Source organism: Microbulbifer sp. ABF4_107 (assembly GCF_056312215.1).
The window spans coordinates 4,188,396-4,202,500 of sequence record NZ_CM149983.1; the positions used below are offsets into that span (position 1 = coordinate 4,188,396).

Below are 14,105 nucleotides of genomic sequence, written 5' to 3' on the forward strand. Positions count from 1 at the left end.
TTTCACTGGCACGGGTTTCACTCACGTCGGTCTTTGAGGTGCTCCACCAGCACGCGCCCCGCGGCGGCAATATGCCGCTCAAGCAGCGCGCATGCCGGAGCGAAGTCTCTCTGCTGTAGCAAATCGAGCAGTTGATGATGCTCCCGCTGGCTGGTGGCCTGGTAATCGAGAGTGCGATTCTGATAGCCGATGTAACGTTCGCACTGGCGCTGTAGCTGTTCCACGGTGTTAAACAGCGCAACCCGAGCAGCGGCGCGGTATAGCGTGGTGTGGAATTGCCAGTTGCGCTGGCCCAGCGCGGCCGCGTCGAGTGCCGGGTTCCGATCCATGGCATCGAGGATGTCCCGCGCCCGCCCGAGTATCTCGCCGCTGAGGTTCGGTGCCGCGCGCTCCAGTAGCAGAGGTTCCAGGTGCATACGCATCAGGTACAGGTCTTCCGCTTCCTGTGGGTCCAGCACCGGCACGGCCACGCCCCGCTTGCCGTGTTCGCACAACCAGCCTTCCGCTTTTAATCGCGCCAGGGTGTCCCGCACCGGGATGCGGCTGACACCGTAGCGCTCCGCGATCTCCGTCTGTTTGAGTGGGGTTCCGGGGGCAAAATGCCCCCGTTGCAGGTCCTGTTTGAGTTGCTGGTAAAGGTCCATTACCGCCCCCGCTGCAACAGCCAGTGGCAAGTGAGGCCGCCCGCGAGCCCCCAAAACGCGGAACCGATTCCGAAAAAGCTGACTCCGGAAGCGGTAATCAGCAGGGTGATCAGCGCGGCCTCACGACTGTCGGCGTCCGCAGTGGCGCCGGCAAGACTTGTGCCGATCACTCCGATCAGTGCCAGTCCGGCGACACCGGCGATCATCGCATGGGGGAGTGCCGCAAACAGCATCACCACGCTTGCGCCAAAAAGTGCCGTCAGCAGGTAAAACACGCCTGCAGCGATGCCGGCAATATAGCGCCGTCCGGGATCGGGGTGTGCCTCTGGGCCGGTGCAGATGGCGGCGGAAATGGCCGCGAAATTAAACGCAAAGCCGCCGAATGGTGCCAGTACCAGCGCGGCCAGCCCGGTGCCTCCCACCACGGGTGACACGGGGACCCCGGAATAGCCGCTGGCGCGCAGGATGGCGACCCCCGGTAGATTCTGTGAGGTCATGGTGACGATAAACAGCGGCAGTCCCACACCCAGCAATACCGCCGGGTTAAACACCGGCACCACCCACTGCAGTTGGCCAAAGGACCAGCTCAGTTGCTCTGTGTGAATTTCCCCGAGTAGCCAGCTGGTGCCAAAGCCCACGGCCAACACCAGCGGGATGCAGTAGCGCGGTAGCCAGCGCCGTCCCAGCAGGTAAGTGAGCAGCATCGCGCCCACCAGTGCAGGGCTGGCCTGCAGGGAGGTGAAGATAGAGAGCCCAAACTGCAGCAGAATCCCCGCGAGCATAGCGCTGGCCAGGGGTAGTGGCACCCGCGCCGCAACCCGCTCGAAAGCGCCAGAAACTCCCAGAACCAATGTGAGCACGGCGCTGAACAGGAAGGCCCCAACCGCCTCGGGCAGGGAAACCCCGTGCAGGCTGGTTATCAGCAGTGCGGCCCCGGGGGTGGACCAGGCGGTAACCACCGGCGCGCGGTAATACCAGGAGAAGCCGATGCAGGTGAGGCCCATACCGAGGCCGAGGGCCCCGATCCACGAGACCATTTGTGCCTCGCTGGCGCCGGCAGCCTCAGCCGCCTGCAGCACGATGGCAACGGAGCTGGCAAAACCCACCAGCACGGCGGCAAAGCCCGCACTGATGGCGGACAGCGTGGCATCGGCTATGAGAGAGCGCTGCGCGACCTGCTCCATAAAATGTATACCTAATTGGAAATGTATACATTTTTGATCAGGTGAGGATCGGGCGCAACAGGGACTTGCGTGAAAAGCCGTTGCTGCTCCGCCACCGCTTGAGTCGGGTCGCGGAGCAGCAGTGTGGTCAGTCGAGGCGGGCAAACACGCGTCGCGCGGCGGCGATGGTGTTGTCGATATCTTCATCGCTGTGGGCGGCGGACATGAACCCGGCTTCGTAGGAGGCCGGTGCCAGGTATACGCCCTCTTCCAGCATGCCGTGGAAGAAGCGGTTGAAGCGCTCGGTGTCACAGGCCATGACCTGCTGGTAGTTGCTGACCTTATCCGCGTCGGTAAAGAAGAAGCCGAACATGCTGCCCACCTTGTTGGCGGTGAGCGGGATACCCGCCTCTTTGGCTGCGGCCAGTACGCCATCTACCAGGCGATCGGTCTTCGCGGTGAGTTCGTCGTAAAGGTTTTCTTTCTGGATCAACTGCAGGGTCTCGAGGCCCGCCACCATGGCCATGGGGTTCCCGGACAGTGTACCCGCCTGGTACACCGGACCCAGCGGCGCGATCTTTTCCATGATTTCACGCTTGCCACCGAAGGCGCCCACCGGCATACCGCCACCGATCACCTTGCCGAGGGTGGTGATGTCGGCTTCGATACCGTAGTGGCCCTGAGCGCCGGTCAGGCTGACGCGGAAGCCGGTCATCACCTCATCCAGAATCAGTACCGCACCGGACTGGTCGCAGACCTCGCGCAGGGTTTCCAGAAAGCCCGGCAGTGGTGGAATGCAGTTCATATTGCCCGCCACCGGCTCGACGATGATGCAGGCGATCTGGTCGCCGATCTCGGCGAAACACTTTTTCACACCTTCGATATCGTTGTAGGTGAGCGTGATTGTGTGGTCGGCGAGCGCTGCGGGGACACCGGGGGAAGAGGGTACGCCCATGGTGAGTGCGCCGGACCCGGCTTTGACTAGCAGCGAGTCCGAGTGGCCGTGGTAGCAGCCTTCGAATTTCACGATCTTGTCGCGCCCGGTGTGGCCGCGGGCCAGGCGGATGGCGCTCATGGTGGCCTCGGTACCGGAGTTGACGAAGCGCACCAGGTCCATATTCGGCCATACGCGGCACAGCTCTTCCGCCAGCTCGGTTTCCAGCTCGGTGGGGGCGCCGAAGCTCAAACCGGACTGTGCCTGCTCAACCACCGCGTCGATCACATCCGGGTGCGCGTGGCCGAGAACCATTGGGCCCCAGGACTGCACGTAATCGATGTAGCGCTTTTCGTCGGCGTCGTACAGGTAGGCGCCCTCGGCGCGTTCAATAAATACCGGAGTGCCACCCACTGCGCGGAAGGCGCGCACCGGCGAGTTGACACCGCCGGGGATGACTTTCTGGGCTTCGGCAAAGAGGGATTCGGATTTGCTCATAGAAATACGGACACCGGATTTGAAAGTGTGAAGGGAATTCGGGATCGGAAATTGCGCCGTATTATCGGCGGCGTCGCCATCGGTCGCAAACCGGATGGCGAATTATCCACTGGGCGGGGCCGGGAGGCTTTCGATCAGTCCTTGCAGGTCCAGAACAACCGGTTGGGGACCGGGCGCCCCATTCCCAGGCGGCGGCTGTCGGCGATGGCGCTCCAGGTGAACTGCTGGCTGCGATTGACCGCCTCCAACATGGTGAGGCCGTGGGCGATGTGGCAGGCGATGGCGGTGGTCAGTGTGCCACAGGCTCCGTAGGCTGCCGGAGGGAGTCGCTGCCAGCGGAATTCACGCACCAGGCCGCGCACGTCGTAGAGGCGGTTTTCCAGTTGTTGATCACAGGCGGGTACGCCGGTGAGCAACAGGTAGCGGCAGCCGGTTTCCAGTAGCTCCTGGGCCTGGGCATCGTGCACATCGGCCTCGCCGGCCATGGCGCGGGCTTCGCGTCGGTTGGGGGCTACCAGGGTGGCCAGCGGCAACAGCAGGTCACTCATGGCTTTCCACAGAGGGGGCGCCAGCAGGCTTTCTTTGTCGGCGAGGGTCGCATCGGGGTCGATGATCAGCGGGATATCCGGGTAGTCCCGCAGCACACTGTGCAGCGCGTGGACATTTTCTACCGAGCCCAGGTAACCGATTTTGATCGCGGCCACCGGCATATCTTCAAGTACCGCGCGGGCCTGCTCCACCAGCAGGCTGTCGTCCACCGGTGCCACTCCCGCCAATTCACTGGTATCGCCCACGGTGATTGCCGATACCACGGAGGCGCAGTGGCACCCCAGGCTTGCAGCGGTTTCCGTATCGGCGGCAATACCGGCACTACCACTGGGGTCGTGGTGAGTGACGGTGAGGACAATAGGCTGGCGTGTATCCATGGGCGTTTGGGAACTCCTCGCAGATTTCCTAATTCTAGCCGGGGCCGCTGTGGCCGGGTGGCCTGGCGCGCCCCTGTCGCGGTGGATTGGCCCCTGGGAGGCCGGTTTAGAATGGCTTCACCACCGCAAGAATCACAATGGCCAGCAGTGCCAGTACCGGGAGTTCATTGAAGATGCGGAAATAACGACCGCTCTTGGTCACGGTGCCCGCGGCAAACTTTTTCACATAGCTGCCACAGATATGGTGGTAGCCGATCAGCAGCACCACCAGCGTCAGCTTGGCGTGTAGCCAGCCGGCAGCCCTCATGTATTCGGGGTTGTAGGACTGATTGATGTAAATCAGCCAGATGCCAAACGCCAGGGTGGCAAGCATAGACGGAGTGGCAATACCCCGGTACAGGCGGCGCTCCATGATCTTGAATCGATCCCTGCTTACCGAATCGGTAGCGTCGATGTGATAGACGAACAGCCGCGGCAGGTAAAACAGTGCGGCAAACCAGCAGACCATTGAGATGATGTGAAAGGCTTTTACCCAAAGCATCGAAGCTCCTTTTCCGGAGGAATACCGGTTTAATCGATAGTGCAGTTCGTCGTTCGGCGTTCTCAGAGAGGTTTATTGCCGGTAATAATGTTCTATGTGTTGCGGCAGGATGATACCCGCCACATCGCTGTTCAGTACACCCGGGCTTCCCTGGTCGTAATCGCGCCCCACGTAAAGGGCACCCGCGCCGCGTTTCTCCAGTTCCTGCTGGGCCTCCAGCAGGGTGGCTCGCCAGCTTAGCGGTGCCAGCTGCAGACGCTCCCCGGGCAGGCGCAGCAGGTCAATTTTCTCTGCTTCGCTCTGCTCCGGTTCACCTTCTTCCCCTTCCTTTTTCGGCCGCTGCAGGAAGTTCGCCAGATCCGCCGTGCGCAAGGCCTGAGCGCCGTTTTCTCCATCCACCAGTAGCCATGCGGGCTGCTGGTGGATCAGCCGTTCTGCCTGGCTGCGCGCGAGAAGTTGCGGTGTGACGGTCACTGCCCGCTCCATGGCGCCAGCAACCCCCACGCGGCTGAGCATTTGCGCGCGCCATGAGGGGGTGCCGCTTTTCCCGAGGGCGCGCAGGGATTCCTGATATATGCCTTCGGTGGAAAACAGCTGGCGGCTCACCAGGCAGGCCACCACGATGGTCATCATGGCGGGAAACAAGACGTTGGGGTTGTAGGTAAGCTCGAGTATTGCCAGCAGCGCGGCGAGCGGCGCATTGAGAAGCGCTGCCATCATCGCCGCCATTCCCACCATGGCATAGAGCCCGGGGCTGGCGGTAGCAGCACCGAGCCAGAGGTTGGCCAGGTGGCCGGCGGCACCGCCAATGCAGGCGCCGAGAATCAGGCTGGGACCGATTACCCCGCCGGGGATGCCAAGGCCCGTGGCCAGCGCGGTGGCGGTGAGTTTCGCGAGGACGATGGCGGAGAGGGTGGCGATGCCCAGTTGCCCGAGCATGGCCATTTCCAGGGTGTCGTAGCCGGTACCCAGTATCTGTGGCACCCAGAGTGCGAGCACACCGGTGGCAGCGCCGGCTGCTGCAAATCGCCACAGTGGGTGGACGCGCAATTGCAGGGGTAACAGTCGGCGCTGGCTGACAATAAACAGGGCGGCGAGCGCACCAACCACCAGCGCGCAAAAGAACAGGATGGGCAGTTCCGCCAGGGACTGTAGCTGCGAGGCGGGTACACTGAACGCCGCCTGGTGACCGAAGGCAAGGCGGGTCGCCGCACTACCGCTGACTGCGGCGATCATCACCGGTAAAAAGCCCGCAACCGTGTATTCGAGCATCACCACTTCCATGGCGAAGATAACCCCTGCCAGCGGCGTGTTGAACGAGGCGGCGATCGCCGCGGCCACCCCGCAAGCGAGCAGGGTGCGCAGGGCGTTGTTTGGCAATCGCAAACGGTGTGCGACCCAGCTGCCGCTGGCGGCGCCCAGATGCACCGAAGGCCCCTCGCGACCAATGGACTGGCCGCTCAGCAGAGCGAGGGATCCGGCAAAAAACTGCAGCAGAGCATTCTTTACTGGCATCTTGCCCTGATGGTTGTGCAGCCGGTCGAGTACGTGCACTACCCCAACCGGGCGCCCGGAAGGCGCAACCCAGTGGAAAATGATCCCGAGCAGGATGGCGCCGCCGAATGGCAGCAGGAAGCGCCAAAGCGGTGGCAGGGATTCAAAATCTTCCAGGCGCGGCAGGTACAGGATCGCCGGGCCCTCACTCAGCTGTCTGAAGCCGATCACTACAAGCCCCGCGCAGATACCAATCACCAGTGCCAGGAGCACCAGTAGCGACAGTGCTTTTTGCGCGGAAAGATCGAGCTGCAGTCGGTCCAGCAGTCGCGGGCGACGGCTCTGGAGCGGAGGGGCGGATGGGCTGGTAGGAGGCTTCGACTGCGTTCGGCGCCGCACGGTTAATCCTTTAATCAGGGTGGCTTATGGTAGAGTGCACGGCTCAGTATACAGGGGGCATCAGCCGGCAACAGGCGGCCCCGGCAAGGATTGAAACCCGCAGGCAGGTTAAAGGAGCAGATTTGTGAGTGTCATCAAAGCGGCGATCGTAGGCGGAACAGGATATACCGGTGTAGAGCTGCTGCGCCTGCTGTCTGGCCACAATGGGGTGGAAGTGCGCGCGATCACTTCCCGAGCCGAGTCGGGCACTTCCGTGACGGAACTCTTTCCCAGCCTGCGCGGTCACTATGACCTGAAATTTACCGCCCCCGATGTGGACGAACTGGCGGCCTGTGACGTGGTGTTTTTTGCCACGCCGCATGGAGTGGCTCAGGCTCAGGTGCCAGAGCTGATTGCTCGCGGAGTGCGGGTGATCGATCTGTCGGCGGACTTTCGCCTGCAGGATATTCCCACTTGGGAAAAGTGGTACGGCCAGCAGCATGGTTGCCCCGAACTTGCCGCCGCGGCGGTGTATGGCCTGCCCGAGGTAAACCGCGCACAGATCGCTGGTGCTCAGTTAATCGCTTGCCCCGGTTGTTACCCCACTGCGATTCAGCTCGGGTTCCTGCCGCTGCTGGAGTCAGGGTTGGTGGAAACGACCGGTCTGGTTGCCAACGCGGCCAGTGGTGCCAGTGGTGCCGGTCGCCAGGGCAAAACCGATTTGCTGTTCGCCGAGAACAACGACAGCTTCCGGGCATACGCTGCCGGCGGTCACCGCCACCTGCCAGAAATCGAGCAGGGGCTTGGGCGCGCCGCAGGCGGCCCGGTCGAACTGACCTTTGTGCCACACCTGCTGCCCATGGTTCGCGGTATTCACGCCACGCTGTATGCGAAACTAAAGGACTCGTCAGCCGCCGCTTCCGCGCAGGCAGCCCTGCAGGCACAGTTTGAGCAGCGCTACGCCTCCGAGCCGTTTGTGGACGTGATGCCGGCAGGCAGCCACCCGCAGACCCGCAGCGTGAAGGGAACCAATGTGTGCCGCCTGTCGGTGATGCGGCCACAGGACCGCGATACTGTGGTTGTCTTGTCGGTCATCGATAATCTCGCCAAAGGGGCGTCGGCGCAGGCAATCCAGAACATGAATATCATGTTTGGTTTAAATGAGAACCAGGGGCTAGAGAGCCCGGCACTGCTGCCTTAGAATCAAAGGCAGAACGAAAACAAGAAATCAGACGACAACAAAACGACTCAAACTCATGGCGCGCAAAGTCAAAGGCAGCAAACAGTACCGCATGAAGGTGGTGCCTCACCGGCCCATCCACGGCGTTTTTTCCGCGCTGGGGGTGAGCCTGCTGGTGTTGTCCACCAGTGCCGGTGCCTTTTTCGCCGGTCAGTATCAGCTGAGCAAGAGTCTGGACGAGAAGACCCGGGCCCACGCGCGGATGCTCGACGAGGTGGATCGCCTGCGGGCGGACATCGAGACCTTGCGCGTGCGCGCCACTACAGCCGAACAGTCGGTTGCCATCGGCGAGCAGGCCAGTGAGTCGGTGCGCGCAGAACTGGTGTCGAAGGACAACCAGATTGCGGAGCTGCGCCAGGAAATTTCCTTTTACCGCGGCATTATGGCGCCGACCGAAGGTAGCGATGGCGTGTCGATTGGCCGTTTCAGTATTTCCGAGTCCGGCGATCGACGCTACCAGTACAAGTTGTTGGTGCAGCAATCTGCGGCCCGTCACCAGCTGGTGACTGGGGCAGTGCGATTCACCATTGTCGGACAGTCAGGGGGGAGGCCCGCCGCTACGCCCTGTCGGACCTGTCATCTCAGGTGGATAGTGAGTCTATTCCCCTGCGATTCAAGTATTTTCAGAATATTGAGGGAGAGTTGCAGTTGCCGGAAGGCTTTGTGCCGGAAGGCGTGGAACTGTCGCTCAAATCCAGTAAGCGCAAAGGTTTCAGTATTGATCAGCGCTATGGCTGGCTGGTACAGCAGAGCTGACTCGCTGATGGCGTGTGTGCGCCGGTGGAGGTTTTGGTGCGATAGGCCACACTTAACTCCATACAATTCATGAGGTTTCGGTTGAATTATGTTGAAAAAGAAAGAGAAAACTATGGCTAGCACTGGTGGCAACAGCACAACCCTGATCGCCCGTCACACCGAAGTGACCGGTGACCTGCATTTTCGCGGCAACCTGGTGGTTGAGGGCAAGGTGAAAGGAAATATCAGTGCCCACAGCGACACTGACGCACGACTGCAGGTTGTCGACGGTGGCACTATTGAGGGGGAAATTCGTGTCCCCAATGTGGTGGTCAACGGCAATGTGAAGGGCGATGTGCATGCCAGCGGTCACCTGGAGCTGGCCTCCAAGGCGATGGTTGAGGGCAATGTGCATTACAAGCTGATCGAAATGGTCAAAGGCGCCCAGGTGAACGGCTCCCTGGTATCCAATGTGGAAGTGGATACTGCCGATGAGACCCGTATGCTGGGCTACAACTCTGAAGAAGTAATTACCGACGCAGAGTGATCTTATCGGGCCAGTGGGTGAAGTCCGGTTGGTGAAGCCTGGTCAATGGGTCAATACTTGACCCGTTTGCTGGGTTTTATCCATAATGCGCCCCGTCAGCACCCGCAATTGGGTGGGGGCTGCAAACTGTGTTGAGAAAGTTCTATGTCCGAAGCTGTTTCCTTTTCACCCGAGCCGATCCAGGTGACCGAGCAGGCCGTTGCCAAGGTAAAGGGCTTGCTGGAAGAGGAAGGCAATCCTGAGCTGAAGTTGCGGGTATTCGTGACTGGTGGCGGTTGCTCCGGCTTCCAGTACGGGTTTACCTTTGATGAGCTGGTGGCGGAAGACGACGCGATCGTCGAAAAAGACGGGATTCAGGTCCTGGTAGATGCCATGAGCTACCCGTATCTGGTAGGTGCCAGCGTAGACTACGAAGAGGGACTGTCCGGTTCCCGCTTTGTGGTGCAGAACCCGAATGCATCCTCCACCTGTGGTTGCGGCTCGTCCTTCTCCATCTGAGGCGTTTCTGCCGCTTGATTCCCGTGCCGCTCAGGCCGGGAATATTCCTCCCAGAATGGTTTCCTTTGCTGCTCCGGTCACTGCGGGGCAGTTCCCGCTGAGGCCTTGCATGGTCTGGTGTGCCAGCCAGGCAAATCCAGCACCTTCTACCCAGTCCGCATCAATCCCGTAGTGATCGGTTGGCGATACCGTCCAGGTAGGCAGGCGTCGGCGCAACCGCTCCATCAGGTCGCTATTACGCGCTCCGCCACCGCACACCAGAAGCTCACCGCCGCGCGCAAATTCATGCACGCCGTTGGCAATGGTTGCCGCGGTAACCTCCGCGAGTGTGGCCTGCACGTCGGCCGGGGTCACTTCGAGCCCGGCACTGGCGCGCTCCAGCCAGCTGGGATTAAAGGCTTCCCGGCCGGTACTCTTGGGTGCCGGTGCGGCAAAGAAGGGGTCGTTCAGTAGCCGGTTGAGCAGCTCGGGGTGCGGGTTACCGCTGGCGGCCCAGGCGCCGTCGGCGTCGTACGCTTTGTCTTTGTGCAATTTTACCCAGTAATCCAGCAGTGCATTGCCCGGCCCGGTGTCGTATCCACGCACGCCACCCGAAGCGGCCAGCTCGGTGATATTGGCCATTCCGCCGATGTTCACGACCGCTCGATCGCGGTCGGTGCGAAATACGGCGTTGTGAAAGGCGGGCATCAGTGGTGCACCCTGCCCCCCCAGCGCCATATCCCGGCGGCGGAAATCCGCAACCGTGGTAATGCCTGTAATGGCTGCGATGGTGTTTGGGTCGCCAAGCTGGAGGGAGAAGGGAGTGGAAACTGCACCTGGCGGGCGGTGGCGGACCGTCTGGCCGTGACTGCCAATGGCCCGAACCGCCTCCGGTTTGATGTTGGCCTGTCGTAACACTTCCAGGGTAGCAGAGGCAAACTCTTCGCCCAGCTGCCGATCCAGCTGTCCTGCCCGATCCAGCTCGGAAGGTCCGGGAGCACACAGCGCGAGAATAGCTTCGCGCATTCCCGTGGATATCGGATGTCCTATTGCCGCACGAGTCTGGCAATGCAAGCCGTTTCCTGAATCAGAATCCGATTCGGTGAACTCCACCAGCACCGCGTCGATACAGTCGACACTGGTGCCGGACATCAGGCCAATATAAAGATCCGTCATTCAGTTTACGGAGTCCTTTTCGTCGTCGGCCTGCGCCAGGGCGGGCTGCTCAAAACGTTCAAGCTGAGCAATCAGCGGTTGGGTTTGTGCCAGGAATCGGTCCATCTCCGAGCTGGCTACCGCTTTGGCTTTGGGCAGCTTGCGCACAATAGTGGCCGGGTTGCGGTGGCGGCCGTCTACCAGAAATTCATAGTGCAGGTGCGGGCCAGTGGCGTAACCCGTTGAACCCACGGTACCGATTACCTGGCGTTGCTTGACCCGTTGACCACGCTTCACGTGGCGTTTGTTCAGGTGCAGGTAGCGGGTGATATAGCGCTCACCGTGCTGGATAAATACATAGTTACCGTTGGCTTTGCTGTAACCCGCCTTGATCACGCGACCGTCGCCGGCGGAGTACACAGGAGTGCCGCGGGGGGCTGCATAGTCGGTGCCGTTGTGTGGACGTCGGGTCTTGAATATGGGGTGCAGGCGGCGCGGGTTGAAATGGGAACTGATACGGCCGATATCCACTGGAGTTCGAATGAACGCCTTGCGCATGCTCTTGCCGTCGGGGGTGTAGTAATTGATGTCGCCATTGCTGTCGATATAGCGCACCGCACTGAAGGTTTTTCCCTGGTTGGTAAAGGTAACGGCCTGGATGGCGCCATTACCGATTTTCTCACCGTCGAGAAATTCTTCGTCAAAAATCACGCTGAACTTGTCGCCCTTGCGAATATCCAGTGCGAAGTCGATGTCTGAGCCGAAGATGTCGGCCATTTCCATGATGAGGTTATTGCTCAGGCCCGCTTTGCTGCCGTCAACAAACAGGGAGCTCTGGATCTCCGCCTGGCGAAATGCGGTATAGCGTTCTGGGTCGCGCTGGTGCAGCGCGTATTTGTACTCGTCGGAGCTGTCGCGACTGAATTCGACCTTGCTGAGACGGTCCCGGTGTAACTCGAGGGTCTGCAGGCTGCCGTCGCCATCGATCTGGAACGTGAGCTCTTCGCCCGGTACCAGCTTGGCCAGTTGCTTGGCTTCTTTGCCGCTGGCGAGCAGCTGGTACATCTCGGCACTGCTGATTCCGGCGCGCTGGAACAGATCGGAGAGGGTGTCACCATTGCGTACGGTCTCCTGAACCACGCGCAGCCCCTCCATTACGCTGGGGCTTTCCATTGGCACCGCCACGGAAGTTTCGGGTGCTGCCGGTGCTGGCTGCTCGGTGGTTTCCGGCAGGCTCAGGGTGACTGGCAGCGCGGTGCGCTTGGCTTCCACTTCCGGAGGGGAAACAAACAGCGCGAGCGCCAGTGCGAAACTCGCCGCTCCGGCTGCCAGAGCGTGGGTACGCGGGAAGTGCTTGCCCATAGCGCCCAGCAGGCGCGGGTTTTTGCGTCGATTTTGCATGGTTCTATATAGACGTAGCGCTGATTGTGATTGTTGTGTAGTTCTGGTTCTGGAGCCGATGGCGCGCAAGTTGCCGCCTAAAAAACGAACACCGGGGCGACTTTATAACAAAATTACCGCCTTGGTTCACGGGATAATTGACCTGTCTTTCCATGATTCGGTTCCTCGCTTCCGGGAGAAAGTCAGCCGTAAAGGTGCTTTTGCGTTGTGCATGCGTGGGATGGGTCGGGCACATCGTCGAGCCGGTCGTGACTGCCTGGATCCGCTTGTATTTGCTGCTGGATTCGGTACATTTGCAGCCCAATTTTTCGCCGCCGAAACCCACATCCGCGGCAATCAAATAGCTCAATCTGAATTTACCGCAAGGGGATACCATGGCCGGAGTGGATGCGACACTGCTGGACGATCTCACCCGCCGCGGGTTGGTCAATCAGGCCACCGGCGACGGAGAACTGGAACAGCACCTGGCAGAAGCAAGTCGCACACTGTATTGCGGCTTCGACCCCACGGCAGATTCCCTGCATATAGGCAGTCTAGTCCCGCTGCTGACACTCAAGAGGTTTCAGGCGGCAGGACATAGACCGATTGCTCTGGTTGGCGGCGCAACCGGCCTGATTGGCGACCCTTCCTTCAAGGCACAGGAGCGCTCGCTGAATACGCCGGACGTTGTTTCCAGCTGGGTGGAGAAGATCAAGGCGCAGGTCAGCGCGTTCGTAGATTTTGAGTCTGGCGACAATAGTGGCCTGGTAGCCAACAACCTCGATTGGACCCGGGACCTGAATGTCCTCGACTTCCTGCGGGACGTCGGCAAACACTTCTCCGTCAACAATATGGTGAACAAGGAGTCTGTAAAGCAGCGGATCCAGCGGGAAGGTGAGGGCATCTCGTTTACCGAGTTCGCGTACATCCTGCTGCAGTCCATGGACTTCTCCGAGCTCTACAAGCGACACGACTGTACCCTGCAAATTGGTGGATCCGATCAGTGGGGCAATATTACCGGTGGTGTGGATCTGACCCGTCGCCAGCATCGCGGCAAGGTGTTCGGTTTGACCCTTCCGTTGGTTACCAAAGCCGATGGCACCAAATTCGGCAAAACCGAAAGTGGCACCATCTGGCTGGACCCGAAGCGCACCTCTCCCTACGCCTTCTACCAGTTCTGGCTGAATACGGCGGATGCGGATGCGTACAAATTTCTCAAGTACTTCACCTTTATCAGTGTCGACGCCATCGATGCGCTTGAAAAGGCAGATGCCGAGCGTGCCGGTAAGCCGGAAGCCCAGAGCGTGCTGGCAACTGAAGTTACGCGTCTCGTGCATGGCGAAGAAGGGCTGGCCGCGGCAGAGCGAATCTCGCAGGCACTGTTCTCCGGTGGTATCGACGACCTGTCCCAGGGGGATCTCGAGCAGCTGCGCCTTGATGGTTTGCCCAGTTCAGAGCTCCCGGCGGCATTCGCAGACCAGAGCCTGATCCAGTTATTGGTGGATGCGGGATTGGCGCCGTCCGGTAAGCCGGTAAAGGATGCCCTCGGGCGAAATGCTGTGCTGGTGAATGGCGAGAGCGTTGGCTTGCAGAGTAACGGCGAGCCGGCGGGTGTCTTCACTGCTGCTCGCGCACTGCACGGCAAGTACTTCATTGTTCGACTGGGCAAAAAGAAGTACCACCTTTTCTACATGGCGGGCTGATTGAAATTTAGCGAAAAAGAGCGTGAAAAATCTTTTTTACAGTTTTGTCATAAAAGTGCTTGCGTGACCTCCGGCAGGCTCGTATAGTTCGCGCCCTCACCGCTGCAGGGGCAGCCCCGAAGCGCGGTGAGCTGGCAAGATAACTGATTGATTTTCAAAGAGTTTTCTCTAAATAAGAAAATCAAAAAGTACTTGCCAAGGTCGAAGAGGCCGCTATAATGCGCGCCACTTCAGCGGTCACCCAGGGCGGTGGTCGAGAGGCCAGAAAGCGTTGATTTATAACGGTTTCG

12 protein-coding genes and 1 pseudogene are annotated in these 14,105 nt (G+C 60.3%); 5 read left to right on the forward strand and 8 right to left on the reverse strand.

Going from position 1 to position 14,105, the window contains the following annotated elements; genetic code table 11:
• Positions 1–17: 17 nt before the first annotated feature.
• From ACYX4K_RS17230 to ACYX4K_RS17255, 6 genes are all read right to left on the reverse strand, one after another.
• On the reverse strand, positions 18–644 hold the full coding sequence (locus ACYX4K_RS17230) for a GntR family transcriptional regulator (RefSeq protein WP_475090894.1): 627 nt from the start codon (positions 642–644) through the stop codon (positions 18–20).
• On the reverse strand, positions 644–1,828 hold the full coding sequence (locus ACYX4K_RS17235) for a benzoate/H(+) symporter BenE family transporter (protein WP_475090893.1): 1,185 nt from the start codon (positions 1,826–1,828) through the stop codon (positions 644–646). Before ACYX4K_RS17235 ends, ACYX4K_RS17230 begins: the two co-directional genes overlap by 1 nt.
• 127 nt (positions 1,829–1,955) lie before the next feature.
• Positions 1,956–3,239: a glutamate-1-semialdehyde 2,1-aminomutase gene (gene hemL / locus ACYX4K_RS17240; RefSeq protein ID WP_475090892.1), complete on the reverse strand. Its 1,284-nt coding sequence runs from the start codon at positions 3,237–3,239 to the stop codon at positions 1,956–1,958.
• Between the two features lie 134 nt (positions 3,240–3,373).
• The gene (gene thiD / locus ACYX4K_RS17245) at positions 3,374–4,165 is read right to left on the reverse strand and encodes a bifunctional hydroxymethylpyrimidine kinase/phosphomethylpyrimidine kinase (RefSeq protein ID WP_475090890.1); all 792 of its coding nucleotides are present in this window, start codon (positions 4,163–4,165) and stop codon (positions 3,374–3,376) included.
• A 106-nt stretch (positions 4,166–4,271) separates the two neighbouring features.
• A complete protein-coding gene (hemJ, locus tag ACYX4K_RS17250) occupies positions 4,272–4,706 on the reverse strand; it encodes a protoporphyrinogen oxidase HemJ (protein ID WP_475090889.1) in 435 nt (144 codons plus the stop codon).
• A 72-nt stretch (positions 4,707–4,778) separates the two neighbouring features.
• Positions 4,779–6,599: a chloride channel protein gene (locus tag ACYX4K_RS17255; RefSeq protein WP_475090888.1), complete on the reverse strand. Its 1,821-nt coding sequence runs from the start codon at positions 6,597–6,599 to the stop codon at positions 4,779–4,781.
• 124 nt (positions 6,600–6,723) lie between these two features.
• Between ACYX4K_RS17255 and argC the strand changes: the two genes are divergently transcribed.
• The 4 genes and pseudogenes from argC (at position 6,724) to erpA (ending at position 9,598) form a co-directional block, all read left to right on the forward strand.
• Positions 6,724–7,779, forward strand: a complete 1,056-nt coding sequence (gene argC / locus ACYX4K_RS17260) for an N-acetyl-gamma-glutamyl-phosphate reductase (protein ID WP_475090887.1) — start codon at positions 6,724–6,726, stop codon at positions 7,777–7,779.
• A 241-nt stretch (positions 7,780–8,020) separates the two neighbouring features.
• Positions 8,021–8,574 (forward strand): annotated as a pseudogene (locus ACYX4K_RS17265) (DUF6776 family protein).
• A 112-nt stretch (positions 8,575–8,686) separates the two neighbouring features.
• Positions 8,687–9,100 (forward strand): bactofilin family protein, encoded by a 414-nt coding sequence (locus tag ACYX4K_RS17270; RefSeq protein WP_475090886.1) that lies wholly within the window; start codon positions 8,687–8,689, stop codon positions 9,098–9,100.
• Between the two features lie 144 nt (positions 9,101–9,244).
• Positions 9,245–9,598, forward strand: coding sequence for an iron-sulfur cluster insertion protein ErpA (gene erpA / locus ACYX4K_RS17275; protein ID WP_043320216.1), 354 nt, complete (start codon positions 9,245–9,247; stop codon positions 9,596–9,598).
• A gap of 30 nt (positions 9,599–9,628) precedes the next feature.
• Here erpA and ACYX4K_RS17280 read toward each other — a convergent pair whose 3' ends face one another.
• Positions 9,629–10,753, reverse strand: coding sequence for an anhydro-N-acetylmuramic acid kinase (locus tag ACYX4K_RS17280; RefSeq protein ID WP_475090885.1), 1,125 nt, complete (start codon positions 10,751–10,753; stop codon positions 9,629–9,631).
• Complete coding sequence (locus tag ACYX4K_RS17285) at positions 10,754–12,133, reverse strand: peptidoglycan DD-metalloendopeptidase family protein (RefSeq protein WP_475090883.1); 1,380 nt, start codon at positions 12,131–12,133, stop codon at positions 10,754–10,756.
• Positions 12,134–12,507: 374 nt separating this feature from the next.
• On the opposite strand from ACYX4K_RS17285, the gene tyrS reads away from it, so the two are divergent.
• Complete coding sequence (gene tyrS / locus ACYX4K_RS17290) at positions 12,508–13,815, forward strand: tyrosine--tRNA ligase (RefSeq protein WP_475090882.1); 1,308 nt, start codon at positions 12,508–12,510, stop codon at positions 13,813–13,815.
• Positions 13,816–14,105 lie beyond the last annotated feature (290 nt).